Genomic DNA, 26,665 nt, shown 5'->3' on the forward strand with positions numbered 1-26,665 from the left:
CAGATATTGTGAATTGCTCCTTTTACGCTGGTCAGGATATTTCTACCTGCGAGAGTTAATGCGTCACCATTTATTGTGGTGAAAGTTTCGCCCAGGGTTTTTTCGTTAATACATGCACTTGGGGACAAATCAGGGCCTGATAAATAGAGGAACAGGCAATTTTAATTATTAATGCGTCCCTATTTATTTTAAGGCCCTGGCAATCAGTTTTATGCGTGCTTTACAACGTTATGTCGTAGTCGATGGTCAGCGGCGCATGATCGCTGAAGCGTTCGTCTTTATAGATGGCTGTATTGCGCGCACGCGCAGCGATGCCCGGGGTCGCAATCTGGTAGTCGATACGCCAGCCCACGTTCTTGGCCCAGGCTTGGCCGCGGTTGCTCCACCAAGTGTATTGATCGGGGCGCTCGTCCAGTTTGCGAAAGACGTCGACAAATCCGCGTCGATCAAAGACCTCGGTCAACCAGGCACGTTCTTCGGGCAAAAAGCCCGAGTTTTTCAGATTGCCTTTCCAGTTTTTCAGGTCGATCTCTTTGTGCGCGATATTCCAGTCGCCGCAGATAACAAACTCGCGGCCGGTTTTCTTATGCTCGTTCATCAGTTCGTCGATCCAGGGGCCGAACACGTCCAGGAACCGGTATTTGGCCTGTTGGCGTTCGTCTCCGCTGGAGCCCGAGGGGAGGTAGGCGCTGATGACGGACAGATCTTTCCAGTCGGCGCGGATGATACGGCCCTCGGCATCGAATTCCTCGCAGTTCAGGCCGATCTGGACGCGTTCCGCCGCATTGCGCAGGTAAATACCGACGCCGCTGTAGCCTTTTTTGATAGCGTGGGAAAAATGCCCGGTGTAACCAGGGGGATGCCGCAGGTCTTCGGTCAGGTCGGCATCGGCGATCTTGATTTCCTGCAGGCAGAGGATATCGGCACTGTGGGTTTGCATCCAAGGTTGCAGGCCTTTGCGAAAGGCGGACCGGATGCCGTTGAGATTGAGTGAGGTGATACGCAGCACGACGAAGACTCCTGTATAGCGGTTGGCCATCCGGCCTAAAGACGGACTTTAACCGACTGAGGCCGGCTTGCCATGGACGAATGGCGTCGGTAGCGTTGCAGGGGACACGTTAAAATGCGTCCGATCTCCTATTGGAAGTCTCTAATCATGGCCGCTATTTCTACCGACTTTGTCCGTTTTGCCCTCGATGAGGGCGTGTTGCGTTTTGGCAGTTTCAAGGTGAAGTCAGGCCGTATCAGCCCTTATTTCTTTAACGCGGGCTTGTTCAACAGCGGCGCATCGGTGGGTAAGCTTGCCCAGTTTTATGCTCAGGCGTTGCTGGATTCCGGTGTCGCGTTCGACATGTTGTTCGGACCGGCTTACAAAGGTATCCCGCTGGCGACGGCGACGTCGGTTGCCCTGGCTGGGCATGCCGGCATGCAGGGGCGCGACGTGCCATTCGCTTTTAACCGGAAAGAAGCCAAGGATCACGGCGAGGGCGGTACGCTGGTGGGCGCGCCGTTGCAGGGCAAGGTCGTCATTATTGATGATGTCATCACCGCAGGCACGTCGGTGCGCGAGTCGGTAGAGATCATCCATGCCGCGGGAGCGGAGCCGGCGGCGGTGTTGATTGCGCTGGATCGTCAGGAACGTGCGGGCGCGGACGATGCGCTGTCGCCGCATTCCGCCGTGCAAGAGGTTGCGAAAACCTACGGTATTCCGGTCGTCAGCATTGCATCGTTGGCCGATATTCTGACGTTACTGCAGGACGATGACCAATTTGCGAGCCACCGTGAGGCGGTGTTGGCGTATCGGGCGAAATACGGGATTTTGTGATGAGTGGCGGGCTTGTCGCCCGTCATCGGAAGGAAAATGGGCCAGTTTGCACTGGCCCATTTTTTTTGGGGCGCTTTTAGCTATCCAGCTTTTGCTTGAGCAACTCGTTGACCTGCTGCGGGTTGGCCTTGCCCTTGGCGGCTTTCATGATCTGGCCGACCAGTGAGTTAAAGGCTTTTTGTTTGCCTGCACGGTATTCCGCCACGATAGCCGGGTTGGCGTTGAGCACGTCGTCGATCATGGCGCCGATTGCGCCCGTGTCGCTGATTTGCTTCAGGCCACGCGCCTCGATGATGGCGTCGGGCTGGCCGCCTTGTTCGCCCGCCCACATGGCAGAGAACACGTCGCGTGCGATCTTGTTGGAAATCGTGCCGTCGATGATGCGGCCGATGAGTGCCGCGAGAGCAGGAGCCTGGACCGGTGCGTCCGCGATGTCTTTTTCTTCGCGGTTCAAGGTGGCGGCGACCTCGCCCATGATCCAGTTGGCGGCCTGTTTGGCTTGGCCTGCGGGCAATGCCTGGGCGACGGCCTCGAAATAGGAGGCCATGCCGCGGCTGGCGGACAGCTGGGCGGCGTCATAGGCTGACAGGCCGTATTCGCGCACGAAGCGCTCGCGCAGTGCTGCGGGCAACTCGGGCATCTCGGTGCGTACCTGCTCGACCCACTCGGGCGATATCACGAGCGGGGGCAGGTCCGGGTCCGGGAAGTAGCGGTAATCGTGTGCGTCTTCTTTGCTGCGCATGCTGCGCGTTTCGTCGCGATCGGCGTCGTACAGGCGGGTTTCCTGGACCACGGTGCCGCCGTCCTCGATGAGCTCGATCTGGCGGCGAGCCTCGAACAAAATCGCGCGTTCCAGAAAGCGGAACGAGTTGACGTTTTTGATTTCCGTGCGGGTGCCGAATTCCTTTTGGCCTACGGGACGGACGGAGACATTGGCGTCGCAGCGGAAGGAGCCTTCTTGCATGTTGCCATCGCAGATGCCCAGCCAGACGACCAGGCTATGCAGCGCACGGGCGTAGGCGACGGCCTCGGCGGCCGAGCGCATTTCGGGCTCGGTCACGATTTCCAGGAGCGGGGTGCCGGCGCGGTTCAGGTCGATGCCGCTGGCCGGATTGCCGTTGGACAGGGTGAAATCGTCGTGCTGCGATTTGCCGGCGTCTTCTTCGAGGTGGGCGCGCGTCAGGTTGACGGTTTTTTCCTCCTCGCCGACAAAAAACGAGAGCGATCCCCCCAGCACGACGGGCAATTCGTACTGGCTGATCTGATAGCCCTTGGGCAGATCGGGGTAGAAGTAGTTTTTACGGGCAAAGACCGAGCGCGGTGCAACAGTGCCGCCGACGGCGAGCCCGAATCGGATGGCGCGTTCGGCCGCGCCGAGGTTCATGACGGGCAGGCTGCCCGGCAGTGCCAGGTCGACGACGTTGGCTTGTGTATTCGGAGCCGCGCCAAAGCGCGTGCTGCTGCCCGAAAATATCTTGGCGTCGGTGGAAAGCTGGGTGTGCGTTTCCAGGCCGATGACGATTTCCCAGTTCATTGCTCACTGCCTTGCTGGCCGGGCACGCGGCGGTGCCAGTCGGTGACTTGTTGATAACGGTCGGCGACGGCCAGCAGGCGGCCTTCGTCGAAATAGTTGCCGATGATTTGCAGGCCGACGGGGCGACGCTGGCCGTCGCCGCCGAAACCGCAGGGGACGGACATGGCGGGCAACCCTGCCAGGCTGACGCCGAGCGTGTAGATATCAGCCAGCCAGTCGGCGGTGGGATCGTCGCGGTTGTCGCCGAGGTTTTTGGCCACGGTGGGCGACACCGGCCCCATGATGACGTCGCATTGGTCGGCGTAGGCGCGCTGGAAGTCCTGGGCGATCAGGCGGCGCACGCGCTGGGCTTGCAGGTAGTACGCGTCGTAGTACCCGTGCGACAGCACATAGGTGCCGATCAGAATGCGGCGCTTGACCTCATCGCCAAAGCCCTCGGCGCGCGAACGGGCGATCATTTGGTTCAGATCGGTGTATTCCTGGGCGCGGTGGCCGTAGCGCACGCCGTCATAGCGGGCCAGGTTGCTGGAGGCCTCGGCAGGGGCGATCACGTAATAGGCCGGAATGGCCAATTCGGTGCGCGGCAGCGAGATCGATACGCGTTGTGCGCCCAGGGCCTCGAATTGCACCAGCGCGGCTTCGACCGCAGCGGCGACATCCGGGGCCAGGCCCGCGCCGAAGTATTCCTGGGGGACACCGATGCGCAGGCCCTTCAGGGGCAGGCTGCCGGCGGCGGCGTAACTTGCCTGCGCCGCGTCGTAGGCAGCGCGGATGCGGCCCGGGACGTTGGGCGCGCCGTCGCAGCTTTCGAGGCTGGTGGCGTCGCTGGGATCAAAGCCGCTCATGGGATCGAGCAGCTCGAGCAGGTCGCGGCTGCTGGGGGCCAGCGGGCCCGCCTGGTCCAGGCTGGACCCGAAGGCCACGATGCCAAAGCGCGAGACGGTGCCGTAGGTGGGCTTGATGCCGCTGACGCCGCACAGCGCGGCGGGTTGGCGTACCGAACCGCCGGTGTCGGTGCCGGTCGTGGCGGCGACCAGGCGGGCGGCTACCGCAGCGGCCGAGCCGCCCGACGAGCCGCCAGGCACGGCATTGGTGTCCCACGGGTTGCGAACGGCGCCGTAAGCGGAGTTTTCATTGGCCGATCCCATGGCGAACTCATCGCAATTGAGTTTGCCGATCGAGACGGCGCCGGCTGCTTGCAGGCGCTGGACGACCGTGGCGTCAAAGGGACTGGCATAGCCCTTGAGCATTTTGCTGCCGGCAGTAGTGCGCCAGCCGCGGGTGACAAAGGCGTCTTTGTGGGCAATGGGCACACCGGCCAGCGGACCCGCCGTGCCGGCGGCCAGGGCTGCGTCGGCTGCGTCGGCTTGGGCCAGGGTGAGAGCCTCGTCGATGTGCAGAAAGGTATTCAGGCCGCTGGCGGCTTGGGCGGCAGCAAGGGCGCTTTGCGCCAGCTCGCGGGCGCTGACCTGGCGCTGCACGAGCGCAGCGCGCAGTTCGGCGATCCCGCCGAATTGGGTGTGGAGGGCAGAAGTCGTCATGATTTATTCGATGACCTTGGGGACCAGGAACAAGCCGTCGCGGGCATCCGGCGCATTGGCCATCAGTTCGGCGCGATTCGCCTCGGAGGCGGTTTCGGTCACGGCGTCCGGCCGTAGACGCAGGGCGATGTCCTGATGGGCCGACAGCGGGTGCGCCAGCGGCTCTACACCCTGGGTGTCGGCGGCTTGGAGCCGCTCGATCAGGTGAAGAATGCCGTTGAGCTCGCCCTCGGCGAGCTTGAGCTGATCGGGGGTCAATTCAATTCTGGCCAGCCGGGCAATCCGGGCCACGTCTTGTTCGTTGAGCGCCATGTAGGGAGACTATGAGAAATCGAAGGGGCAGGCTGCTGGGCTCAGGTGCGGGTTTGTACGGTATCCGTCCCTGTGACAAAGCATGAATTACCAGCATTTTTGCGCTATTTTCAGGGAAATTATAAGTTATCATTCACGGTTTAATCGCTGCAGCAATGCGGCGGGCTCGTGTTTACCAGTCCGTCACCTGCAGCCCGGCATTATTTCTGAATCTCGCTGAGCCCTCATGTTCGGATTCCTGCGCAGTTACTTCTCCAGCGATATGGCGATCGACCTCGGTACCGCCAACACGCTGATCTACGTCCGGGGCAAGGGCATCGTGCTCGACGAGCCTTCGGTCGTCGCCATCCGCCATGAAGGCGGCCCCAATGGCAAAAAAATCATCCAGGCGGTTGGCCAGGAGGCCAAGCAGATGCTGGGACGGGTCCCAGGCAACATCGAAGCCATCCGCCCCATGAAAGACGGCGTAATTGCCGATTTCACGGTGACCGAGCAGATGCTCAAGCAGTTCATCCGCATGGTTCACCCGCGTAATATGCTGGCCCCCAGCCCGCGTATCATTGTCTGCGTCCCCTGCGGTTCGACCCAGGTCGAACGACGCGCCATTCGCGAATCTGCCCTCGGCGCCGGCGCCTCGCATGTCTATCTCATCGAAGAACCGATGGCTGCTGCCATCGGTGCCGGCCTGGCCGTCTCGGACGCCAGCGGTTCGATGGTGGTGGATATCGGTGGCGGCACGACCGAGGTCGCTGTGATTTCGCTGGGCGGGATGGTCTACAAGGGCTCCGTGCGCGTCGGCGGCGACAAGTTCGACGAAGCCATCGTCAACTACATCCGCCGCAACTACGGCATGCTGATTGGCGAGCCCACCGCCGAATTCATCAAGAAAGAAATCGGTTCCGCCTTCCCGGGTTCCGAAGTCCGCGAGATCGAAGTCAAGGGCCGTAATCTGGCCGAAGGCGTGCCGCGCAGCTTTACGGTGTCGTCCAACGAGATTCTGGAGTCGCTGACCGATCCGTTGAACCAGATCGTGTCCGCCGTCAAGATCGCATTGGAACAAACCCCGCCCGAGTTGGGCGCCGACATCACCGACAAGGGCATCGCTCTGACCGGCGGTGGGGCATTGCTGCGCGATCTCGATCGCTTGCTCCAAGAGGAAACAGGGCTGCCCGTCGTCGTGGCCGAGGATCCGCTGACCTGCGTGGTCCGTGGTTGCGGCGAAGCGCTCGAGCATCTGGAAAAACTGGGCGCGATTTTCATTAACGAATAAGTCTGTCCCGCCAGCGGGCGTCGCCATGCCGGCGATGTCCGGCGCAGTGGCTGCGGGCTGACGCCAAAGCTGGGTATTCATGCAACGACAAGGGTCTCCACCGCTGTTCAGGCGCGGCCCGCCGGTAGAAATCCGGTTGGCCGTCATGGTCGCCTTGTCGCTCGCCTTGCTGGTCCTCGACTCTCAGTTTCATCTGCTGGAGCCGTTGCGACGCGCAGTTTCCATTGGGTTGTATCCGTTTCAGCGCACCGTGATGGCGCCGCGTGATTTTGTGCGGCAGTTCAACGAGTGGGTCGATGCGGCCAACAATAACCGCACCGAAAACGAGGCCTTGCAGCGGCAGCGTATCGAGTTGTCCCAAGTCACGACGCATGCGGCTCAGCTAGCGGCTGAGAATGCACAGTTGCGCCGGTTGTTGGGTGTGACCGATACCGTCGATCAGACTGCGGTGGTGGTCGAGGTGCTGTATGAGCCGGCCGATAGTTTTCAGCAACGGCTGGTCTTTAACAAGGGCAGTCAGGCGGGGCTGGCGCCCGGCATGCCGGTGATTGACGAAGGCGGTGTGGTAGGGCAGATCGTACGTGTGACGCCACAGGCGTCCGAGGCCGCGCTGGTCACCGACGAACGAGTGTCTGTACCCGTTCAGGTGTTGCGCAACGGCCTGCGTTTGATTGCCTTTGGTTCGAATTCGCCGGGCCGCATCGAGGTACGCTTTCTGGCGGCTAATGCCGATATCCAGGAAGGCGACACGATCGTCACGAGTGGCGTGGGAGGCTTGTTCCCCGCAGGCCTGCCGTTGGCCAAGGTGTTGACGGTCGAACGGGATACGGCGTCCGGGTTTGCGCGAGCCGTATGCGAGCCTTTGGCGCATCCCGAGCGGCATCGCCATTTCCTGGTGCTCCAAGTCGATGTCGCTCGCGCAGAGTCTGATCTTCAAGAGGCCGAATCCGGTGGATCGCAATAACTCGTCGGCCCAGCAACCCCCGCGCCGTTTGGGCACGCCTCGCAACGTCCCTCCCGAGCATTTGTCGCGCCCGGCCAATGTGTTTTTTGTGTGGGGCTCAATCGTGGCGGCGTGGTTGCTGTCATTGTTGCCCTGGCGCGTCTGGGAAGGGGCACCCGATATTCTGGTGCTGGTCCTGGCCTTTTGGTGCGTGCACGAACCGCGCCGGGTCGGGCTGGTGGCGGCATTCTGCTTTGGCCTGCTGATGGATGTGCACGATGTCAGTGTGCTGGGTGCGCATGCGTTGTCATATACCTTGGTGGCATATGGGGCGGTGGCGTTGCATCGCCGGTTGCGGCATTTTGATCTCTGGAGCCAGGGCATACACATGTTGCCCGTGTTCTTTGTCGCGCGCTTGGTGCAACAACTCGTGCTGGCGTGGCTGGCCGGTCGATGGTCCGGCTGGGATTGGGGCCTGAGTGTCTTGCTGACGACGGCGATGTGGCCGTTGATAGGTTTCGTGCTGCACTTGCCGCAGCGAGGCACCGACGACGTTGAGTCCTCGTCGGTCTAGCGCCGGGTTGGATAGCGGCGCGCCATGTTTGAATTCAAAAAAATCGGCCAACAGCAAAAGCAGCGCTTTGGGCTGCGCGCCTGGGTGGGCGGTTTGTTTGCGCTGGCCTGCTTTTGCGTGTTGGCTGGGCGTTTCTGGTTTTTGCAGGTAGACCGCTACGAGGGGCTGTCCGAGCGAGCCGATCGTAATCGCATTGCCGTGGTTCCCATTGCGCCACGCCGTGGAGAGATCCTGGATCGCAATGGTGTGGTGATGGCGCGCAATTACCGGACCTACACGCTAGAGGTGGTGCCGGGCCAGGTCGGTGATATTGATGCCATGCTGGCACGCCTGACGCCTGTGGTGTATGTCAGCCCAGGCGATCAGCGTCGATTTAAACGCCGGGTGCAGGAATCGGGGCGGTATGCCAGTCTGATACTGCGCAACAACTTGAATGACACCGAGGCATCCTGGTTCGCGGCCCATGCTTTTGAGTTTCCTGGTGTGGAGTTGCGTGCTCGTTGGGTGCGCGAGTATCCGCAGGGCGCCACGGCAGGGCATGTGGTGGGTTACATCGGCCGTATTGCGGAAAACGATATCGAAGCGTTGGAAAGCTCTGGCGAGCTGGGCAATTATCGCGGCACCGATGTGATCGGTAAAAAGGGTATCGAGAAAAGCTGGGAAAAGGCGCTGCATGGCCAGACCGGGATCGAAGAGGTCGAGGTCAATGCGAGCGGCCGTCCTGTGCGGACGTTACAGCGTACTGATCCGGTGCCTGGCGTGGACGTCATGCTGTCCATTGATCTAGGCTTGCAGCGTGTGGCCGAAGAGGCTTTTGGAAATCACCGCGGCGCGCTGGTTGCCATCGATCCCAACACGGGCGAGGTCTTGGCGTTTGTCTCTAAACCTGCGTTCGATCCGAATCTGTTCATCGATGGTATCGACGTGGAAAACTGGCGCTTGTTGAACGAGTCGCCGGATCATCCGCTGATCAATCGGCCGTTGTACGGTACTTATCCGATTGGCTCGACCTATAAGCCTTTTGTGGCGTTGGCAGCGCTGGAACTGGGTGTGCGCGACGCCAAGACACGTATTCCCGATCCAGGCTTTTTCGAATTCGGGGGGCAGCGTTTTCGGAACGCTGGCGGTGCGGTTTATGGCATGACCGATATGCACAAGGCTATCGTCGTGTCTTCGGATACGTATTTCTATTCGCTGGGGCCGGAAATAGGCGTGAACCGGCTGCATGACTTTACCAAGCAGTTTGGGTTCGGGCAGATCACTGGTATTGACCTGGATGGCGAACGCAAGGGCGTGTTGCCCTCGACCGAGTGGAAACGCCAGGCATACAAGGACCGCAGGCAACAGCAATGGTATGCGGGCGAGACGATTTCGGTGGCGGTGGGGCAGGGGTATAACTCGTTCACATTGCTGCAGTTGGCGCAGGGGACATCGACCTTGGCTAACAGCGGCGCCTATCGGAAACCGCATTTGGTGCATGCGACGCGCGATACGCATACAGGCGTCGTGACGCCGACACCGTCGACACCGGAATATCGCATTCCGTTAAAGCAAGAGAATGTCGATTTCGTCAAGAGCGCGATGGTCGGCGTGGTGCGCTCGGGGACGGCACGACGAGCCTTTGCCGGTGCGGCGTACCAGGCGGCGGGCAAAACTGGCACGGCGCAGGTGTTCAGCCTGCGTGGATCCCAATACCGGGCGCATGAGCTGGATGAGCGTTTACGCGATCACGCGTTGTTCATGGGTTTTGCGCCGGCCGATAAACCGCGTATTGCCGTAGCGCTATTGGTGGAAAACGCAGGGTGGGGGGCGAGCGTTGCGGCGCCCATTGCCCGTACGGTGTTCGATTATTGGTTGTCGCGGCCTGCCAAGCCGACGGCTGGCTCGCGCATCATGCTGCCCTCAGACGTGGCGCCGTTGTCTGTGCCGGCGCAAAGCGAGACTCCCGTTCCTACGGGTGTGTCGGCGCCTGTGGTGCCTGGCGCGACGAGTTCAGACGATCTCGTGGAGCCGCCGCCGGGGGTAGTGCTGGATGATGCGCCGCAGGACGAGCCGCTGCCACCGCTCATTCCGGGCTCGGATAAGCCTCCCCCAAGCATGAGGCCCCGATCTGCACCCAAAGCGGCGCCCGCTCAGCAAGCACCAAGGGCGACGCAGCGCCCCTCTACCGCGCCAGCGCGGTCCGATTTGAACGACTTGTTCGAATCGTCTGGATTCGGAGTCAAGCAATGAAACGTCTGGGCGCTATCCTGGTCCGCGTCTTTCTCGCCTTTGACTGGCCGTTGCTGATCATTCTGGCGTTGTTTACCGCGTTGGGTCTGACGGTGATGCATTCGGCGGTGGGTAGTACCGACTGGCGTTTTGCCGATCAGTCGCGCAATTTTCTGATTGCGTTCTTTGCGATGTGGGTGGTGGCCTTGGTGCCGCCGCATATGTTGATGCGTCTGGCATTGCCGTTCTATATCGTCGGCGTTGCACTGTTGCTGGGGGTGGAGTTTTTTGGGGAAACCAGCAAGGGAGCCACGCGTTGGCTGAACCTAGGCATCACGCGTATTCAACCGTCTGAAATGATGAAAATCGCTGTGCCGCTCATGTTGGCATGGTATTTCCAGCGGCATGACGGCGATGTGCGTATCCGCGATTTTCTTGTCGCTGCGGCGATGCTGGCCGCGCCTTTTGGCCTGATCGTGTTGCAGCCTGACTTGGGCACGGCGTTGTTGGTGTTTGGCGCGGGGTTTTGCGTCATTTATTTCGCCGGGTTGTCCTTTAAATTGCTTGCCCCGATTGCGATTGTCGGTATCTTGGGGATAGGGACGCTGATCTATTACGAAGATACGTTATGTCAGCCCGGTGTGGATTGGGTGGTCTTGCATGATTACCAGAAGCAGCGGGTGTGCACGTTGCTCAATCCCAGTTCTGATCCATTGGGCAAGGGGTTTCATACGATTCAGTCGATGATCGCCGTGGGGTCGGGGGGGCTCTATGGCAAGGGGTATATGCAGGGGACGCAGACACACTTGGACTTTATTCCCGAGCGTACGACGGACTTTATTTTTGCGGTGTATGCGGAGGAGTTCGGGCTGTATGGAGGCGTGGCGATGCTGTTGTTGTACGCCTTGCTGATCGCTCGAGGGTTGACGATTGCGGTGCGGGCTACGACGCAGTTTGGACGCTTGATGGCGGGGGCGTTGACGATGATGGTGTTTATCTATGTGTTCGTTAACGTGGGGATGGTGACGGGGATCTTGCCTGTGGTGGGGGTGCCGTTGCCGTTCATGAGCTATGGGGGGACGGCGTTGTTGACGATGGGGATTGCTTGCGGGATTTTGATGAGTATTTCGCGGTATCGGGGGGATAAGGCCTGACGTGGGTAATTGCGTCGGGTGTCTCTAGATCGCGTCGGGTGTCTCTATTAAGCCGTCCGTGCCGCGTGCCTGGGTGCCGCGCCGGNCCTATCGCCGCGACTCGNCCCATGAGCAGGGGCCTCGGCCTCGCTGCGCGAGGCTNAATCGCGGCTCTACGGGCCGGCGCGGCACCCAGGCACGCGGCACGGACTCACAGTAATGGCATGCGTGCGTCGCTGTTAGATTAGATTGCAGTAGTGCGTGTCTGCGCTGCCGGCGGGTGAGGTTGCAGTAGGAGTGGCTGCCTGCGTTGCTGTGGCATATCTAATGCGGCAATACCAGGATGCGGTTGGGCATGGTGGGGTGGGGCAGGATGTCGGTTTCGATGTCGTAGACGGTTCGCAGGTTGTCGCGGGTCAGTACGTCTTTGGAGGGGCCGTTGGCGATGACGGTGCCGTTGCCCAGCATGATGAGTTGGTCGCACCAGCGGGCGGCCAGGTTGATGTCGTGGACGATGATCAGGACGCCCAGGCCTTGGGTATGGGCTAGGTCGGCGGTGGTGCGCAGCAGTTCGATCTGGTGTTTGGGATCCAGGCTGGAGATGGGCTCGTCCAGCAAGAGGTAGCGCGAGAGGTTGGGGTCATGCTGGGCCTGGCACTGGGCCAGGACGCGGGCGAATTGCACGCGTTGTTGTTCGCCGCCGGACAGGTCGGGATAACGGCGTTGTGCCAGGTGGGGGACGCCGGCCAAGGCGAGCGAAGATGCGGTCAGTTCCTCGACTTCGACGGGGTCGAGTTCGGGGAAGGGGTAGGCACCCATGGCGACGACTTCTTGTACACCCAGATCAAATGTCAGTGAGGGCTTTTGCGGCAGGACTGCGCGTTGCCGGGCCTGACGGCGTGGCGGTATGCGGGTCAGCGGTGAGCCGTCTAATTCGATATGACCACGGGCGGGCGACAGCTCGCCGGCGAGGGCTGCGAGCAGTGTGGATTTGCCGGCGCCGTTGGCGCCCAATAGGCCCAGTACTTCGCCAGGCTCGATGCTGAGCGAGACATTGGAAAGTATGCGGGTCGAACCGCGTGATACGTCTAGGTCTATCGTACGCAGGCTCATCAGAATCGTCGTCCTCGCGCGAGCAACCACAAGAAAAAGGGTCCGCCGACCAGGCTGGTGACTAAGCCTATGGGCAGCTCGGCCGGGATCACGACGATGCGAGCCAACCAATCGGCCAGCGTGAGCGCCAAGGCGCCGGTCAGCATCGAGGCTGGCAATAGCCAACGATGATCGGCTCCCAGGGTCATGCGTACGAGATGGGGCACGACGAGTCCGACAAAGCCGATGCCGCCCGTGGCGGCCACGAGTGGACCCACGATGAGTGCGGTGGCCATGACGAGTTTGTAGCGGACCGTGACGAGGGCGAAGCCGAGATGCTGGGCTTCGCGTTCTCCCAGCAAGAGGGCGTTCATGGCGCGCCACTGGCGCATCAGCCAAAGGGACCACACGAGTGTCCACGGCGCCAGAAAGGCCAACAATGACCAACTGGCGCCCGCCAGGCTGCCCATGTTCCAGAACGTCAGGTCGCGCAGTTGCGCATCGGAGGCCATGTAGGTGAGCAGCCCGATCAAGCTGCCGGCGACGGTGTTGATGGCGATCCCTGCCAACAACAGGCCGGCGACGCCCGGAACGCGTCGCCCGACGGCATAGGCTGCCGCTGTGGCCAGCAGGCTGCCGGCAAAGGCAGCAGGTGCGGTGACGATGAAGCCGCCCGTGGTCAGCACGATGGCGGCAACGGCGCCCAGCGCGCCGCCTGCGGAGATTCCGACCAAGCCGGGCTCGGCCAGCGGATTGCGAAACAGGGCCTGCATCGCTGCACCGGAAATCGCCAACGCCGCGCCCGCCACGACGGCAAACAAGACGCGTGGTAATCGAATGTCCAGCAGCACGTTGCGCCATAACGTGTCATTAGGCTGCGAGGCGCCGGTGGTCAGCACGCGCAACGCGTCTGCCAAGGGAATATGGACGGCGCCGCTCAAGGCGGCTAGCAAGGCCACTGCCAATGCCGCAATACCCAGTCCGATCAGTACAGTGGGAGGATGCGCCCGCCTGGTCGGCGGTGCCAGGCGATCAGCCTTGGCGAGCGACACAAGCGGTCTCCTTGAGTGAGCGTATGGCTTGCGGCAGCCGCGGCCCAGTGCCTAGGGCAAGCAGGTCGTCCATGACGACGATGCAGTGATTTGTTGCTGCCGGCGTGGAGGCGATGCCCGGCGTAGCGCGGAATTTTTCCATGCCGCCCGCTGCCTCCAGCGACATGCGGGGGACGACGATGACTTGAGGGGCCAGTGCACTGAGCGCTTCGGCTGAGATGGGTTTGTAGCCTTGTTGGTCGGCGAGCACATTGACGAGTCCGGAGAGTTCCAGCACGAGTGCGGCTGCTGTGTCGCTGCCCGCGCCCAGGGGCGTGCCCGTGCGGTTCATCAGCAGTACAGCGCGCGCGTGGGACTCGGGCAAGGCTTGCGCTTGGCGCAATGCGGTCGCGACGGATCCAGCTAATTGCTCGCCGCGCTCTGGTACGCCCAGGGCTTTACCGATTTGCAGAATGCGATCGTTGAGCGATTGCACGCTGGGCTTGTCAGAGATGATTTCAAGGGGGACGCCGATTTCCTTCAGGCGCGCGAGTGCCGTGGGGGGACCAGATTGCTCAGACGCCAGCACCAGGTCCGGATTCAACGCGAGTACGCCTTCGACGGGCACGGCACGGTAATACCCGACGCGCGGTAACTTGGTCGCCGCCTCGGGATACAAGCTCGATTGATCGTCGCCGACGAGACGATCTCCTTGATCCAGGGCATAGACGATTTCGGTGACCGTGCCGCCCAATGTGACAACGCGTTGAGCGGCAGAAGGGGGATCATTCGCGGCTTGTGCGGCGCTGGTGACCCAGACTGCAGCGATTGCAGCGGCGATCGTCTTGGCTAGACTTGCGGCCATGGTGCTTCCTTGATGAGGCGTCGTGTTTCCGTACGGCGGATAAAGGGTCGACTGATCAGAGCGTCTTGGTGCTTAAGCTTAGCCGTTCTTGGCGGTGCTGAGTACGCGACACACTGATCATGTAGGGTGTTACGCCGCTAACGGCTCGGCGCAAAGGCTGCTCAATAGATTGCGCCATTCGGCAAGTTCTGGTTTGCCAGGCTTGCGTTCACCAAAGAACTGCACGATGAGATCCCCATGGGCGTTGTAGACCTCGAGCGAGGTGACCCAGCCATCGCTGGTGGGTTTGCTGACCACCCACGCCGAGTCGATAGCGCCGGTGTTCAGATGCAGATTGAATCGCGGATCGAGCACGTTGAACCAGGGGCCTGTGCGCAATAGTTTGGTGATCGGACCTGTGTGGATCTGGATCATGCCGGGGTTGCCTACAAAACACATGATGGACAGGCCTGACTGCGCAGCGGCCTCCAACATGCGTTCGGCGGTATCGGTCTCAACCTGCTGCGCCAGATCGGATCCTGCCGCCCTCAGCGCGGCCAGGCGGGAGACTTTGAATTTACGCAGCAGAGGAAAGAACTCGTGCGTATCTTGCATGGCCAGCCAGGCGGTACGCAGCGCGTCAGGATCACTGACGGTGTCGGATTCGTCTTTGGACGCATAGGGTTTGGTCTGCGGCCAGACAGGCTCGCCTGCGAAGCGTGCGACAAGCGCATCATAGGCAGCGACATCCGTGGCATCGGTACGATAGACCTTATGCACGGCAGCGCCTGCACAGTCAAAGAACTGCAGGCTATGCCGGCCGTCTTGTTCGACGGCCCAGGCTGAATCCCAGGTGCTGAAGAACACACGCAAATCAATGTCAGGTCCCAGGACGAGGCCGACAGGGCCTTCTGCCTGGATGGACTCGTAGCGCCCGTGGCGCTCATGGACACACCAGTCGTTGCGCGTCAACGCCATGACCTCACCCAGCGATCCCAGTTCGCGGAATATCGCTTGCGGGGACGCGGCGCCCGTCAGCGCGGTGGCGCGCAGCCCGTTGCATTCGGCGGCGACCCATTGGGCCTCGGATACGTTCAATGCTTGGGCGAGATTGCGCGCGCGTTGGCCCGGTTGCTCTGCGACCAGGGCGTCGTTACGAGCGCGCAATTCGGCGGCCAGTTGGGTGAAAGAAGTGTTGCTCATGGATGACTCCTCTGTCCGGGTACGGCGGGCGACCCATAGTCCCGGGCCGCCGCCTGGCAGGCCCGTGGTTCAGTATTGATAGGTTAGTGAGACGCGCACACTGCGCCCAGGTTCGGTGTACCAGTCTACCGGATGGGGCAGGGCAGATGCTCCTGCAGTGGGAACGTTGATGGCTTCCCAGTATTTTTTGTCGAACAGGTTGAACACCCCCGCACGGACTTGCAACCCCTTGACCGCAGCAGGTTTCCAGTAGGCCATCAGGTCCACGACGCCATAGCCGGGGGCGCGAAAATCGGGATTGGGCGCATCGGTGGTCGCGTCGGGATATTCGACTTTGTTGCGTTGTGCGGATAGCGTCCACATGGCGCTCGCGCCCCATTCGCTTCGGTCGTAGCCCAGGCCCAGAATCGCCTTGAAGGGCGGCACCGAATTCAGATATTGGCCGGTGCTTTGGTCTTTGCCGACAGTCCAGGCCAATGATCCCCAAGTGCGCCAGTTCGGGGTGAAACGCCAATGTGCCGAGGCCTCGGCACCGTAGATACGCACTCGGGCGCGGTTGGCTGCGGTGGTGACACCCAGCGGATACTGTTCGTCCCAACTGCCTTGCCATTGCGGATCGCCGGCCGTCACCGGTATTTGGGTATCGATGAAGTTTTGATAGCGTGTATCAAAGAGCGACAACGCCCCGCCGAGGTCATCGTTGCCCAGGCGAGCGCCTAGTTCCCAGCCGCGGCTGGATTCCGGTTTCAAATTAGGATTGCCGGCACGCAGATACGTGCCTGGTGCGCCGTAGTTCGTGTAAAGCTCGGTCGCGCTGGGGGCGCGATAGCCATACGCATATTGTGCGTAAAACGTGACCTGCTCTTGTGCTTTCCAGGTTCCCAGCAAGCTCGGCGAAAACCTGCCGCCACTCGATGAAGGCGGCAATGCGCCGGCATTGGGATTGCTCTCGTAGCTGCCGGTGTCTTGTGGTTTTTGCTCGTAATGGTCGTACCGGATCGAAGGCGTCAGCGTGTAGTGGCCCTGGGCAAAGGAAAACTCATCCTTTGCCCATAGAGCCCATTGGCTGCCTTTGATGCGCGGCATGTCCGCCTGGTTGGTGTGCAGCATGTCGCAGGAACGCGGGCCGAAAAGCGCGGGCAAGCCCGTTGGTATATCGGGGCAGTTGTCGTAGCCGTCAGAATATTGTTCGGTGCGATTACCCATCCATTCGGCCCCCACGGTCACGATTTGCGATACCGATCCCTCGATTCGCCGCGTGGCTTCACCGCTGAACCCGAACAGCGTTTCCTGAATCGAGTTGTCTCGGCCATAAGCCCCGTTGGGATAACCGTACATGAATGGGTCGCCAGGGATAATCGATGCACGCGTATCTGTGGTGCGTTCCCCGTCCAGCCCCTGATCGAGTCGCAGGCGCTGCCAGTACACCACGGCCTTGGCACTGTCGATCAACCCACCCGCATTGGGCGCCTGGTATTCGTAGTCCATCGAAACGCGTTCACGCTTGATCGTTTCGCTGGCTGTGTTCTCGCCAATTTCGTAGCTGGTGCCTGGGCCCTGCAGGTACTTGCTGTCGGTATCCGAATCATAGTGAAAGTATTCGCCCGTCAAACCGAAACGGTGGCCGCCTTCGATGCGTTGTTGCAGTTTCAGCATGACGCTGCGTTGTGTGTAATCCTCGGGATCGGGCTTGTCACGATTGTCGCCGTAGCCGCCATGGTCTGCGCGGTTGTCCAGTTCATGGCCTTTACGTATCCCGGCTTGCAATAACCATGTGGTGTTTTCGGCCAGCCGGCCCGCCAAGGCGGCATTAGCGGCCCGGCTGTTGTCCCCTGAGTCGTAGTCGCCTTTGACCAGTGCGCCAAAGTTGCGTCCGTCTTGCAAGAGATCGTCGGGATTGAGTGTGTGTAATTCCGCTGACCCTCCCAGCGCACCCGATCCGACAGAGGCAGAGTCCGTGCTGCGCACGATATCCAGGCTCGATAGCGAATTGAAATCGACTGCATTCAAGCCGCCTTTTACGCCGCGCGCGCCGTCGTCCAGCCACGGCAGGCGAATGCCATCGATGCGCGTCAGAACACGATTGCCGTCCATGCCGCGAATATTGATGCTGTTGTTCTGGCGATTGAAATTGACTCCGGCATCCATGCGTTTGCCTACGTCGTCCCAACTGCGTACTTGCAGGTTATCCAGGTCCTGGCGCGTATTGGTGCTGACCCAGGCCGGATCGGATCGCAACGCGTCGGCTTGCACCGTCACGGGTGTGAGCTGTGAGACGGCATCTTGGGGTTGCAATACGAATGCGCCGTTGCCGTGTTCGCGTGCGGCGAGTCCCGTTCCCGCCAACAGGCGCCGCAACGCTTCGTCGACAGGGTAGGCGCCCTGCAGGCCTGCACTCTGGCGGCCTTGGACCGTTTGAGGTTGGAACAGTACGGTGATCCCGGCCTGATCGGCAAAGCGCGATAGCGCCGCGCCCAGTTCGCCCGCGGGGACGTGATATACCCGTTGCTGCGTCACCGTCGCGGCAGATTGTGCCCAGGCGGGGGCGCAAAGCGCACCCAGGCTGCCAGCGATGGTCAACCCCAGCAGTGCACGGCTGATGGCGCACGCCAACGTGGTTCGTCGGGGAGAGAAACGGATATCAGGCAAAGCGGGCGCGTACAGCGTGTCCATGAGGTTCCTTTCGGACAGGGTCTTTGGATACAGGCCATGACAGCCTTTGACTTCCATGACCCCGCACGACACGAAACCGGACATTCACATCCAAAATTAAATGCAACAAAATAAAACTACGTCTGCGTTGCTGCCGGTCCGAGCGTGACCCAGTACGAGGTCCGGTAGTTCACTTGCACGGGCAATAGCGCTGGCAGGGCCTGCAACACCGCATCGGTATTGCTCAGCTGAAAAGTCCCGGAAATCTGCAGTGCGGCAATGGCCGGATCGCAACGTACGATGCCGGATCGATAGCGAGCCAATTCCGCCGCAAACACATCCAATCGCATCGCATCCGCGTGCAAGGTGCCTCGCAGCCAATCCGGGTCGCGCGTGTCCGAGGCCTGCCATGGGTAGACGGTATCGGCATCGAATGCCGCTTGTTGCGCCGCGCTCAGGCGGACACGGTGCGTTGTTGCCCTGGCGGGCAGGACTTCTACCTGACCGGTTATGACATTGACCTGGCACCGTTGGGCGTCGAGCCGGACGGCAAAGCGCGCCGCGGCGTCCGCGTGGATGGCGCCCAATCGGGTTTCGACGTGAAGTGCAGGGCGGCGTTGCGGCGAGGCTTGTACGTAGATTTCGCCGTCACGCAGCCATAGGGTGTGGTCGGTGTCGGTGAATGCTTCGTCGATTGCCGTTGCGGTGTTGAGCCAGACCCGCGATCCATCGGCCAGCACGACCTCGCGCCGTTCACCCACTGCCGTGCGGTAGTCGGCCCGCCAACGCACGGCGGGCGCTGCATTCCAGGTCGACCAGGCCACAGGCGAGGCCACTAGCAGGGCCACGAGCGTCTTGAGCGCAGCTCGGCGCGATTTGGCTGCCGGCCGGCCTAGTGTTGCCATGCCCACTTCGGCGGGGATCAGGCCAAATGTTCGACTTAATGCTTGCGCGCGTTGCCAGGCGCGTTCATGCTCGGTGCTGTCAGCGCGCCATCGGTCGCACGCGCGTACATCGGCGGCCGTGGCATGACCCGATCCCAGCCGCATCAGCCAACGCGCTGCTTCGCGCGCTACACCGCGATCCAGCGGCGCCTCGGCGGGAGTCACGAGCTCGCGAGCAGGCATTGTTCGTATCCTTGCACGATGTAGCGCTGTACCGTGCGTACCGATACCTGCAGACGCTGTGCGATCTCCTCGTAGGGCAAGTGTTCCAACTGCGCCAGCAAAAACGCCTGACGGGCGCGCGCCGGTAAGGCATTTAATGCCGCATCAATCTCGTGCAATGCCTCGAGTATCAATAACTGCTGTTCGGGCGAGGGGGCCAGCGGCTCCGGCATCGCAGCCAGCGCTTCTTGATAGGCTTGCTCCAGCGATTGACGCCGATAGTGATTCAGCACCAGGCGCTTGGCGATTGTGGTCAGGTATGCACGTGGTTCGCGAACCATTGCCAATTCGGCACGGTGCCGCAGCACGCGGACGAATGTATCCTGGACCAAATCCGCCGCATCGCAGGCGTTGCCCACCTTGCGCCGCAACCAGCCATCGAGCCAGCTTTGGTGGTCGCGGTATAGGCCGTGGACGGCGTCTTGCGAGGCGGGGAGGGAACGCAACATTAATGAATCTTAATGTAAATGAGAAATACTCGCATTTTAAATAAATCAGCTGAAGATGCAACCAGTTACCGATAATCGAATGTGAAATGAAGCGTTCGCTCTGGGCTACTATGGCTCCGGCTTTTCTATGAGGGTGTTACGTCGATGGGGCAGTCCCAAGAGCTGCAGTTGTTGGTCGAGCTGGTCCGTGCGGGCAGTCTGTCAGCGGCTGCGCGCGAACTGGGCGTGACCACGGCCGCTGTCAGCAAGCGCCTGGCTCAGATCGAAGACCGCCTCGGCGTGCGCCTGCTCAACCGCAATACCCGGCGCCTCAGCCCGACGGCCGAGGGCGAGCTGTATCTGGAAAATGCGCGGCGCATTCTGCGTGACATTGATCATCTGGACCAATTGATCGCCAGCCGGCAGGCGCAGCCGCGGGGATTATTAAAGGTGAACGCACCGCTGGGGTTCGGGCGCAGCTATATTGCGCCGGCCATCGTGCTGTTTGCGCGCCGCTATCCCGAGGTCGAGGTACAGTTGCAACTGACAGACACACCGGGCGATTTTGTGCAAGATGCGTTTGATGTCGCGATCCGCTTTGGTGACATCCCGGATGGACGTCTGATTGCCCGGCCTATTTCGCCGAACCGTCGTCTGGTCTGTGCGTCGCCCGAGTATCTGGAAAAGCATGGCCGCCCGCAGGTGCCGCAGGATCTGGCGCGCCACCAATGCATCGTGCTGCGCCAGAACGATGATACCTATGGCCTATGGCGCTTTACGCGGGGTACTTATGGTGAAACGATCAAAGTCCGTGGTGCGCTGAGCAGTAACGACGGAGAGGTCACATTGACCTGGGGCCTGGCCGGGCTGGGAATTTTGCAGCGCGCAGAATGGGATCTGGCGCGCCACTTGCGTGCTGGCAGACTGGAATTGCTGCTGCAGGATTACGCCTTGCCGCCCGCCGATATTCACGCTGTTTTTCCCGAACGTCATCACCTGTCGGCCAAGGTGCGCGTGTTTATCGATTTCCTGGTGGAATATTTTCGGGACAGGCGTAAAACCGGCAAGGGCGACTCTTGGTAATCAGTTGACCACGACGTTCGCTTGCTTGACGAGTTTGGCGTAGTCAGTGGTATCGGTCTTGATGCGTTCGGCCATTTGCGCGCTGCTATCGCCTATCGGTACGGCGCCGATCTCCGCCATCTTCTTGCCGAAATCCGGCGACTGGATGATTTTGACCATGTCGGCATTCAGGCGCGCGACGACCTCGGGCGGTGTCGTGGCAGGGGCCAGGACGCCGAACCATGTGCCCATATTGAAGCCTTTCAAGCCGGCCTCCTGCATCGTCGGGACATCGGGTAATGCCGCGGAACGTTTATCCGTCGTGACAGCCAATGCACGCAGTTTGCCTGACTTGATGTGAGGCAATACAGGGGTAATCGTGTCGAACGACATGTCGATCTGGCCGCCCAGCAGATCCGTTGTTAGCGGGCCGCTGCCCTTGTACGGCACGTGCAGCAGCGAGACGCCGCCGATCTCCTGGAACTGCGCGCCGATCAGATGTTGTCCTGTGCCGACGCCATTGGAGCCAAAGGTCAATTTGCCGGGCGTCTTGCGGGCCAGGGCCAACAGTTCCTGCACATTTTGTGCAGGAACCTTGGGGTTGACGACCAGTATGTTCGGCACCAACGCTACCGTGGTGACGGGTGCAAAACTTTTCTGAAAATCGTACTGCAGGTTGTTGTAGACGCTGGTCGCAATCGTATGATGGACTGCGCCCATCAGCAGGGTATAGCCGTCGGGGGCGGCCTTGGCCACGTAATCGGCGCCGAGCGTGGCACCGGCGCCAGGTTTGTTTTCGACGATCACGGGCTGGCCCAGGCTTTTGGCCAACTCTTGGCCGAGCGTACGCGCCAGCACATCGGTGGTGCCGCCCGCCGGGAAGGGCACGATCAAGTTCACGGGGCGCGTGGGATAGTTTTGTGCTGCCGCACTGCTTGCCAGTGTGATGCCGGCTGCACATAGCACGCCGGTCAGCGCGATGCGCAGACCATGCTTTGCAGTTTTCATGATGTCTCCTCGTCGTGGTTGTCGATCTGTGGTGATCATTTTTTTTTGGGCGCACAAGTTGTGCTGCTATGCATATGTCGCGCTTGCCCGTGCGCCGGCGACTGCACGCAGTGCCGCGACCGATGTCCGGTCACGGCGTTCTGCTTGTATTACGCAGCCTGGGCTTGCGTGGATGCCTGCTTCAGGTGGTGGCACACCGCCTCAGTGACTTGTGCTGTCGTGGCTTTTCCACCCAGATCGCCCGTATGCAGTGCGGGATTGGCGGTCACATGTTCCACGGCCTTCATGACACGCTGGGCTGCCTGATGTTCGCCGAGATGTTCCAGCAACATCACCACGGACCAGAACGTGCCGATCGGGTTCGCCAGGCCTTTGCCCATGATGTCGAAAGCCGAACCATGAATCGGCTCGAACATCGAGGGGTAACGGCGTTCGGGATCGATGTTGCCGGTGGGGGCAATTCCCAGGCTGCCGGCTAATACTGCGGCCAAGTCACTCAGAATATCTGCGTGCAGGTTGGTCGCGACAATCGTGTCCAGCGTCGCGGGTCGATTCACCATGCGGGCGGTCGCAGCATCGACCAGCTCTTTATCCCAACGTACATCGGGAAACTCGCGGCTGATTTCAAGGGCAATTTCGTCCCACATCACCATGGCATGGCGTTGTGCGTTGGACTTGGTGATCACCGTCAGTTGTTTACGCGGACGAGATTGCGCCAAGCGGAAGGCGAAACGCAGAATGCGTTCGACGCCCGCTCGCGTCATCATGGAAACATCGGTCGCGGCTTCGATGGGCTGGCCCTGGTGTACACGGCCGCCGACACCCGAGTATTCGCCCTCCGAGTTTTCGCGCACAATCACCCAATCGAGTTGCTCGGGCGTGCAGCGTTTCAGCGGTCCATCGATTCCGGGCAGAATGCGCGTGGGGCGCACGTTGGCATACTGATCCAGGCCCTGGCAGATCTTTAGCCGCAGACCCCATAGCGTAATGTGATCGGGGATGTCTGGATCGCCCGCCGAGCCAAACAAAATAGCGTCTTTGTCGCGCAAATCGTCGAGCCCATCGGCAGGCATCATGACGCCATGTTTGCGGTAGTAATCGCCGCCCCAATCGAAATCCTGAAACGCAAAGGCGAACGAGCCATCTGACTCGGCCAATGCCTGCATGACCTGTTGGCCGGCCGGGATGACTTCTTTGCCGATGCCGTCGCCGGGAATGGTTGCAATACGGTATGTTTTCACGTGCCTGACTCCTGCCGGCGCCGATCGCCAGCGTGTGTCAGGCACTGTACCCATCCCCGCACCGTATGGGTGCAGGAGCGATTCAAAGCATTATTAACTTCAGGTTAACGATGCGCCGCTCTCATCAAGTCACCGCGCCGCGCCGCGAAAACTCGGGCTGTTTCCAGATCTCGCTATCGAGCACGTCCGTCAAAATCTCTACCGCATCCCAAACATCGGCGTAGCCGAAGTAGAGTGGTGTGAATCCGAAACGCAGCACCTCGGGCTCACGATAATCGCCGATGACCCCGCGCGCAATCAGCGCCTGCATCACGGCATAGCCATGTGGATGCCGTAGGCTGACATGACTGCCGCGGTGGGCGTGCTCGCGCGGCGTGACCAGGGTCAGGGGATGGTGGGCACAACGGCTTTCCACGAGCGCAATAAACAAATCGGTGAGCGCCAGCGATTTCCTGCGCACCTCGTTCATGTCTGCCTGCAGAGAGATATCCAGGCCGCATTCCACTAACGACAGCGACACCATGGGCTGCGTGCCGCACAGATAGCGGCGGATACCGCCTGCGGGCTCATAATCGACGGCCATATCAAATGGCCGCTGATGGCCCCACCATCCTGAGAGCGGTTGCCAGAAATGATCGGTGTGATGCGGCGCTACCCAGATAAACGCCGGCGCGCCCGGGCCGCCGTTCAGATATTTATAGGTGCAGCCCACGGCGAAATCGGCATTGGCGCCGGTCAGGTCCACCGGCACGGCGCCCGCTGCATGGGCCAGATCCCAGATGGTCAATGCCCCGTGTGCATGCGCCTGCGCTGTGACGTCTGCCATATCGTACATATGGCCCGTGCGGTAATTCACGTGCGACAGCAGCAATACTGCGACGGAGTCGTCCAGCGCCTGCTCCAACGACAGATTCTCATCTACCAGGCGCATCTCGTAGCCTTGTTGCAGCAGATCGATCATGCCCTGGATCATGTACAGATCGGTCGGAAAATTATCGCGTTCCGACACGATGACTTTACGCTGTGGTGCGGCCTGCTGTTGAATGCGGATCGCGGCTGCCAGAGACTTGAAAAGATTCAACGAGGTGGTGTCCGTGACGACGACCTGGCCTGTTCCGGCGCCAATCAACCGGCCCAGCTTGTCGCCCAGCCGCGAAGGCAGCTCAAACCATCCCGCATCGTTCCAGCTGCGGATCAGCCCCTGGCCCCATTCCTGTTGGATGACCTGCGCGCTGCGTGCGATAGCGGCTTTAGGCAGCACACCCAGCGAATTGCCGTCCATGTAAAGCACGCCTGCCGGTATGTCAAACTGCGCTTTCAGTGGGGCGAGCGGGTCTTGTTGATCGGCTTGCAGGCATGCTTCACGGGTATGCATAGAAACTCCTTTATCGTCCTTGAATACTACACTGCCTGATCGGCAGAAAGCGGTATTCGCACCTCGACCGACAGTCCTCCACCATCGCGGTTGCTCAGCACCAATTTACCTCCCAGCACGGTGACCAGTTGCTGTCCGATCGCCAGGCCCAGTCCTGTGCCTCCGGTATCGCGATTGCGTGAGCCCTCCACGCGGTAAAACGGCTGCAGTACGGCGTCGAGTTCGTCAGAGGGGATACCCGGGCCACGGTCCAGTACAAAAATGGACACGCCCTGGGATCCATGATTTTGTACAGCGACTTCGGCTGCGTTGGCGAATTTCAGCGCATTGTCGATCAGATTGCCCAAGATGCGCCGCAACGCGTGCGGACGGGTCTGTATCAACCCGGACGACTGGTCAGCCGGGCTCGGCAACGTTACCTCGCGGCCCGTGTCTTGGTAATCACATACCAGGCTGTCCAGAAAGTCGTGCAAATCGATGCGAGCAGGCCTTTCCTGGGTGCCGTGTGCACTGCGCGCGTACTCGATGCCTTCGCGCACCAGCCGCTCGACTTCGCCGAGGTCTTGTGTCAGCTTGGTTTTATCCGTCGATTCGTCCATGAATTCCGCTCGCAGCTTCATTCGGGTAATCGGTGTCTGCAGGTCATGCGAAATCGCGCCCAGCAATTGCATGCGTTCTTGCAGATAGCTGGCGATACGCTCCTGCATGGCGTTGAACGCGGCAGAGGCTTGTGCGACCTCGGCGGGGCCACGCTCGTCCAACGGGGGACTCGTGTTGTTGGGGTGCAGCGTATCGGCGGCTTTTGCCAGCTGCGTCAACGGGCGAACGGCCAGGCGTACTGCCAACCAGGCGCACAGTGCCAGCAGCACCAATTGCAGGCCCAACACGACGGGTAGCCATACGGCCAGGGGGGGCATGGCCAAATGGATGTCCAGCACTACGGGATGGCCGTCCTGCAGCGTGATGCGAGCCTGAATATGGTGGTCGTTGCCCGCCATGGCGTGCACAACGACGGGATACCGGCCGCGTAACGTGTCTTCAATGGACTGGGCTGCCGTGTGAGCCTCCGCCAGGCGCAGTGGCTGGTCGGCGGTGCCGGGACCCAATAGATACTGGCGATGTCCGCTGGACAGGCGCGCCAGCCAATCGGCGCGTTCGTCGGCTGGCAGGCGGTTGAGGATATTGACGGCAATCGAGACATCGCGCTGCAGATCGTTCAGCATCATCGATTTGGTCGCGTCGTAGCGTTCATAAAACAGCAACGCAAACGACAAAGTGTGAGCCAGCACCAAACCTACCAGAAAGATCAGGAATAAGCGCGCGACCAGAGTTCGCGGCCAAAGGCGTATCGGAAATCGGCGGCGCGGCATTTTTTATTCTTCCTGGACCTCGACCGCGGCCGAAAACACATAGCCTTCGCTGCGTACCGTCTTGATATACATCGGTTCGCGCGCGTCTTCGCGCAGACGCTGACGTACGCGGCTGACCAGCAGATCGATGGATCGGCCAAACATGTCGGCATCGCGTCCCTGAGTCAGGTTCAGTAATTGATCGCGATTCAGGACGCGTTGTGGATGATCCAGAAAGACGCGCAGCAGCCGGTATTCGGCGCCGCTCAACGATACGATCGTATCTTCTTCGTCCAGCAGGTGGCGGGCGGTTGTGTCTAACCGCCAGGTGCCAAATCTGATCTGACGCCCCGGCTCGGTGATCTGAAAATTCGGGGGCAACATGCGGGTACGGCGCAGGATGGCCTTGATACGCGCCAGGAGCTCGCGGGCGACAAACGGCTTGACGAGATAATCATCAGCACCCATTTCCAGCCCTATCACACGGTCCATGTCGTCACTGCGTGCGGTCAACAGCAATATCGGGATTTTGCGATGCTTGCCGCTACGTAATTCGCGGCATAGCACCAGACCATCGTCACCGGGCATCATGATATCCAGCACGATCAGATCGACTTTCGTGCTTTCCAGCAGCGACTTCATGTGCCTGCCATCCGCGGCCAAGGTGACCTCCAACCCATTCCTTCGCAGGAAGTTGGCTGCGAGCTCGCGAATTTCTCTATCGTCGTCGACGATCATGATGTGGTCGATTTGGTCCATTCTTAGATGCCTTACGCCGTATATAGCAGGTTGGGGATCGGTATGAAACGGGGTTGCAGGATGAGACAGGGCAGTTTCGTCACGATCAGAAGTGTAGTCAAAGTACGGCTCA

Annotated in this window: 23 protein-coding genes; 7 read left to right on the forward strand and 16 right to left on the reverse strand. The window is 60.7% G+C overall.

Annotated elements, in window-relative coordinates; genetic code table 11:
* Window positions 1-220 precede the first annotated feature (220 nt).
* The gene (locus ACNA0J_RS01650; RefSeq protein WP_415815738.1) at window positions 221-1,009 is read right to left on the reverse strand and encodes an exodeoxyribonuclease III; all 789 of its coding nucleotides are present in this window, start codon (window positions 1,007-1,009) and stop codon (window positions 221-223) included.
* Window positions 1,010-1,156: 147 nt separating this feature from the next.
* Between ACNA0J_RS01650 and pyrE the strand changes: the two genes are divergently transcribed.
* A complete protein-coding gene (pyrE, locus tag ACNA0J_RS01655; protein ID WP_415815740.1) occupies window positions 1,157-1,825 on the forward strand; it encodes an orotate phosphoribosyltransferase in 669 nt (222 codons plus the stop codon).
* A 76-nt stretch (window positions 1,826-1,901) separates the two neighbouring features.
* Here pyrE and gatB read toward each other — a convergent pair whose 3' ends face one another.
* The 3 genes from gatB to gatC are packed head-to-tail and all read right to left on the reverse strand — an operon-like array spanning window position 1,902 to window position 5,212.
* Window positions 1,902-3,359, reverse strand: coding sequence for an Asp-tRNA(Asn)/Glu-tRNA(Gln) amidotransferase subunit GatB (gatB, locus tag ACNA0J_RS01660; RefSeq protein WP_415815742.1), 1,458 nt, complete (start codon window positions 3,357-3,359; stop codon window positions 1,902-1,904).
* The gene (gatA, locus tag ACNA0J_RS01665) at window positions 3,356-4,900 is read right to left on the reverse strand and encodes an Asp-tRNA(Asn)/Glu-tRNA(Gln) amidotransferase subunit GatA (RefSeq protein ID WP_415815744.1); all 1,545 of its coding nucleotides are present in this window, start codon (window positions 4,898-4,900) and stop codon (window positions 3,356-3,358) included. Before gatA ends, gatB begins: the two co-directional genes overlap by 4 nt.
* 3 nt (window positions 4,901-4,903) lie before the next feature.
* Complete coding sequence (gene gatC, locus ACNA0J_RS01670) at window positions 4,904-5,212, reverse strand: Asp-tRNA(Asn)/Glu-tRNA(Gln) amidotransferase subunit GatC (protein ID WP_094823632.1); 309 nt, start codon at window positions 5,210-5,212, stop codon at window positions 4,904-4,906.
* Window positions 5,213-5,438: 226 nt separating this feature from the next.
* Between gatC and ACNA0J_RS01675 the strand changes: the two genes are divergently transcribed.
* From ACNA0J_RS01675 to rodA, 5 genes are all read left to right on the forward strand, one after another.
* Entirely contained in the window at window positions 5,439-6,482 is a 1,044-nt protein-coding gene (locus ACNA0J_RS01675; RefSeq protein WP_094823631.1) for a rod shape-determining protein, read from the forward strand.
* Window positions 6,483-6,561: 79 nt separating this feature from the next.
* Window positions 6,562-7,446 (forward strand): rod shape-determining protein MreC, encoded by an 885-nt coding sequence (gene mreC / locus ACNA0J_RS01680; RefSeq protein WP_415815747.1) that lies wholly within the window; start codon window positions 6,562-6,564, stop codon window positions 7,444-7,446.
* The gene (gene mreD / locus ACNA0J_RS01685; protein WP_415815749.1) at window positions 7,433-7,999 is read left to right on the forward strand and encodes a rod shape-determining protein MreD; all 567 of its coding nucleotides are present in this window, start codon (window positions 7,433-7,435) and stop codon (window positions 7,997-7,999) included. The genes mreC and mreD overlap by 14 nt, the downstream gene beginning before the upstream one ends.
* A 24-nt stretch (window positions 8,000-8,023) precedes the next feature.
* Complete coding sequence (gene mrdA, locus ACNA0J_RS01690; protein ID WP_415815751.1) at window positions 8,024-10,231, forward strand: penicillin-binding protein 2; 2,208 nt, start codon at window positions 8,024-8,026, stop codon at window positions 10,229-10,231.
* Entirely contained in the window at window positions 10,228-11,364 is a 1,137-nt protein-coding gene (gene rodA, locus ACNA0J_RS01695; RefSeq protein ID WP_415815753.1) for a rod shape-determining protein RodA, read from the forward strand. The genes mrdA and rodA overlap by 4 nt, the downstream gene beginning before the upstream one ends.
* A gap of 303 nt (window positions 11,365-11,667) precedes the next feature.
* Here the strand turns inward: rodA and ACNA0J_RS01700 are convergent, their stop codons facing one another.
* The 7 genes from ACNA0J_RS01700 to ACNA0J_RS01730 all read right to left on the reverse strand — a co-directional run bounded on the left by ACNA0J_RS01700 (window position 11,668) and on the right by ACNA0J_RS01730 (window position 19,780).
* Window positions 11,668-12,456 (reverse strand): heme ABC transporter ATP-binding protein, encoded by a 789-nt coding sequence (locus ACNA0J_RS01700; protein ID WP_415815755.1) that lies wholly within the window; start codon window positions 12,454-12,456, stop codon window positions 11,668-11,670.
* Window positions 12,456-13,394 carry a FecCD family ABC transporter permease gene (locus ACNA0J_RS01705; protein ID WP_415816497.1) on the reverse strand — a complete coding sequence of 313 codons (939 nt, stop codon included), beginning with the start codon at window positions 13,392-13,394 and terminating at the stop codon, window positions 12,456-12,458. Before ACNA0J_RS01705 ends, ACNA0J_RS01700 begins: the two co-directional genes overlap by 1 nt.
* 73 nt (window positions 13,395-13,467) lie before the next feature.
* A complete protein-coding gene (locus ACNA0J_RS01710) occupies window positions 13,468-14,331 on the reverse strand; it encodes a heme/hemin ABC transporter substrate-binding protein (protein WP_415815757.1) in 864 nt (287 codons plus the stop codon).
* A gap of 129 nt (window positions 14,332-14,460) precedes the next feature.
* A complete protein-coding gene (locus ACNA0J_RS01715) occupies window positions 14,461-15,513 on the reverse strand; it encodes a hemin-degrading factor (RefSeq protein WP_415815759.1) in 1,053 nt (350 codons plus the stop codon).
* A 69-nt stretch (window positions 15,514-15,582) separates the two neighbouring features.
* Complete coding sequence (locus ACNA0J_RS01720) at window positions 15,583-18,186, reverse strand: TonB-dependent receptor (protein WP_415815761.1); 2,604 nt, start codon at window positions 18,184-18,186, stop codon at window positions 15,583-15,585.
* A gap of 116 nt (window positions 18,187-18,302) precedes the next feature.
* A complete protein-coding gene (locus ACNA0J_RS01725) occupies window positions 18,303-19,292 on the reverse strand; it encodes a FecR domain-containing protein (protein WP_415815763.1) in 990 nt (329 codons plus the stop codon).
* Window positions 19,271-19,780, reverse strand: coding sequence for a sigma-70 family RNA polymerase sigma factor (locus ACNA0J_RS01730; RefSeq protein WP_415815765.1), 510 nt, complete (start codon window positions 19,778-19,780; stop codon window positions 19,271-19,273). Before ACNA0J_RS01730 ends, ACNA0J_RS01725 begins: the two co-directional genes overlap by 22 nt.
* A gap of 144 nt (window positions 19,781-19,924) precedes the next feature.
* On the opposite strand from ACNA0J_RS01730, the gene ACNA0J_RS01735 reads away from it, so the two are divergent.
* On the forward strand, window positions 19,925-20,842 hold the full coding sequence (locus tag ACNA0J_RS01735) for a LysR family transcriptional regulator (RefSeq protein ID WP_415815767.1): 918 nt from the start codon (window positions 19,925-19,927) through the stop codon (window positions 20,840-20,842).
* On the opposite strand, the gene ACNA0J_RS01740 is transcribed toward ACNA0J_RS01735, so the two are convergent.
* The 5 genes from ACNA0J_RS01740 to ACNA0J_RS01760 all read right to left on the reverse strand — a co-directional run bounded on the left by ACNA0J_RS01740 (window position 20,843) and on the right by ACNA0J_RS01760 (window position 26,553).
* Window positions 20,843-21,829 (reverse strand): Bug family tripartite tricarboxylate transporter substrate binding protein, encoded by a 987-nt coding sequence (locus tag ACNA0J_RS01740; RefSeq protein ID WP_415815769.1) that lies wholly within the window; start codon window positions 21,827-21,829, stop codon window positions 20,843-20,845. It abuts the gene before it with no gap.
* Window positions 21,830-21,978: 149 nt separating this feature from the next.
* Window positions 21,979-23,070 (reverse strand): tartrate dehydrogenase, encoded by a 1,092-nt coding sequence (locus tag ACNA0J_RS01745; RefSeq protein ID WP_415815771.1) that lies wholly within the window; start codon window positions 23,068-23,070, stop codon window positions 21,979-21,981.
* A gap of 124 nt (window positions 23,071-23,194) precedes the next feature.
* A complete protein-coding gene (gene kynU / locus ACNA0J_RS01750; protein ID WP_415815773.1) occupies window positions 23,195-24,445 on the reverse strand; it encodes a kynureninase in 1,251 nt (416 codons plus the stop codon).
* Window positions 24,446-24,471: 26 nt separating this feature from the next.
* Window positions 24,472-25,815, reverse strand: a complete 1,344-nt coding sequence (locus ACNA0J_RS01755) for an ATP-binding protein (protein ID WP_415815775.1) — start codon at window positions 25,813-25,815, stop codon at window positions 24,472-24,474.
* Window positions 25,816-25,818: 3 nt separating this feature from the next.
* Complete coding sequence (locus ACNA0J_RS01760) at window positions 25,819-26,553, reverse strand: response regulator (protein WP_415815777.1); 735 nt, start codon at window positions 26,551-26,553, stop codon at window positions 25,819-25,821.
* Between the last annotated feature and the right edge of the window lie 112 nt (window positions 26,554-26,665).

The organism is Bordetella tumbae, from assembly GCF_965139195.1.
GTDB classification, from domain to species: domain Bacteria; phylum Pseudomonadota; class Gammaproteobacteria; order Burkholderiales; family Burkholderiaceae_B; genus Bordetella_A; species Bordetella_A tumbae.

Bases quoted from the DNA above. Each gene is read 5' to 3' on its own strand.
- pyrE (WP_415815740.1), top strand. From the start codon at position 1,157: ATGGCCGCTATTTCTACCGACTTTGTCCGTTTTGCCCTCGATGAGGGC.
- gatB (WP_415815742.1), bottom strand. From the start codon at position 3,359: ATGAACTGGGAAATCGTCATCGGCCTGGAAACGCACACCCAGCTTTCC.
- gatA (WP_415815744.1), bottom strand. From the start codon at position 4,900: ATGACGACTTCTGCCCTCCACACCCAATTCGGCGGGATCGCCGAACTG.
- gatC (WP_094823632.1), bottom strand. From the start codon at position 5,212: ATGGCGCTCAACGAACAAGACGTGGCCCGGATTGCCCGGCTGGCCAGA.
- ACNA0J_RS01675 (WP_094823631.1), top strand. From the start codon at position 5,439: ATGTTCGGATTCCTGCGCAGTTACTTCTCCAGCGATATGGCGATCGAC.
- mreC (WP_415815747.1), top strand. From the start codon at position 6,562: ATGCAACGACAAGGGTCTCCACCGCTGTTCAGGCGCGGCCCGCCGGTA.
- mrdA (WP_415815751.1), top strand. From the start codon at position 8,024: ATGTTTGAATTCAAAAAAATCGGCCAACAGCAAAAGCAGCGCTTTGGG.
- rodA (WP_415815753.1), top strand. From the start codon at position 10,228: ATGAAACGTCTGGGCGCTATCCTGGTCCGCGTCTTTCTCGCCTTTGAC.
- ACNA0J_RS01700 (WP_415815755.1), bottom strand. From the start codon at position 12,456: ATGAGCCTGCGTACGATAGACCTAGACGTATCACGCGGTTCGACCCGC.
- ACNA0J_RS01710 (WP_415815757.1), bottom strand. From the start codon at position 14,331: ATGGCCGCAAGTCTAGCCAAGACGATCGCCGCTGCAATCGCTGCAGTC.
- ACNA0J_RS01715 (WP_415815759.1), bottom strand. From the start codon at position 15,513: ATGAGCAACACTTCTTTCACCCAACTGGCCGCCGAATTGCGCGCTCGT.
- ACNA0J_RS01720 (WP_415815761.1), bottom strand. From the start codon at position 18,186: ATGGACACGCTGTACGCGCCCGCTTTGCCTGATATCCGTTTCTCTCCC.
- ACNA0J_RS01725 (WP_415815763.1), bottom strand. From the start codon at position 19,292: ATGCCTGCTCGCGAGCTCGTGACTCCCGCCGAGGCGCCGCTGGATCGC.
- ACNA0J_RS01730 (WP_415815765.1), bottom strand. From the start codon at position 19,780: ATGTTGCGTTCCCTCCCCGCCTCGCAAGACGCCGTCCACGGCCTATAC.
- ACNA0J_RS01735 (WP_415815767.1), top strand. From the start codon at position 19,925: ATGGGGCAGTCCCAAGAGCTGCAGTTGTTGGTCGAGCTGGTCCGTGCG.
- ACNA0J_RS01740 (WP_415815769.1), bottom strand. From the start codon at position 21,829: ATGAAAACTGCAAAGCATGGTCTGCGCATCGCGCTGACCGGCGTGCTA.
- kynU (WP_415815773.1), bottom strand. From the start codon at position 24,445: ATGCATACCCGTGAAGCATGCCTGCAAGCCGATCAACAAGACCCGCTC.
- ACNA0J_RS01755 (WP_415815775.1), bottom strand. From the start codon at position 25,815: ATGCCGCGCCGCCGATTTCCGATACGCCTTTGGCCGCGAACTCTGGTC.
- ACNA0J_RS01760 (WP_415815777.1), bottom strand. From the start codon at position 26,553: ATGGACCAAATCGACCACATCATGATCGTCGACGACGATAGAGAAATT.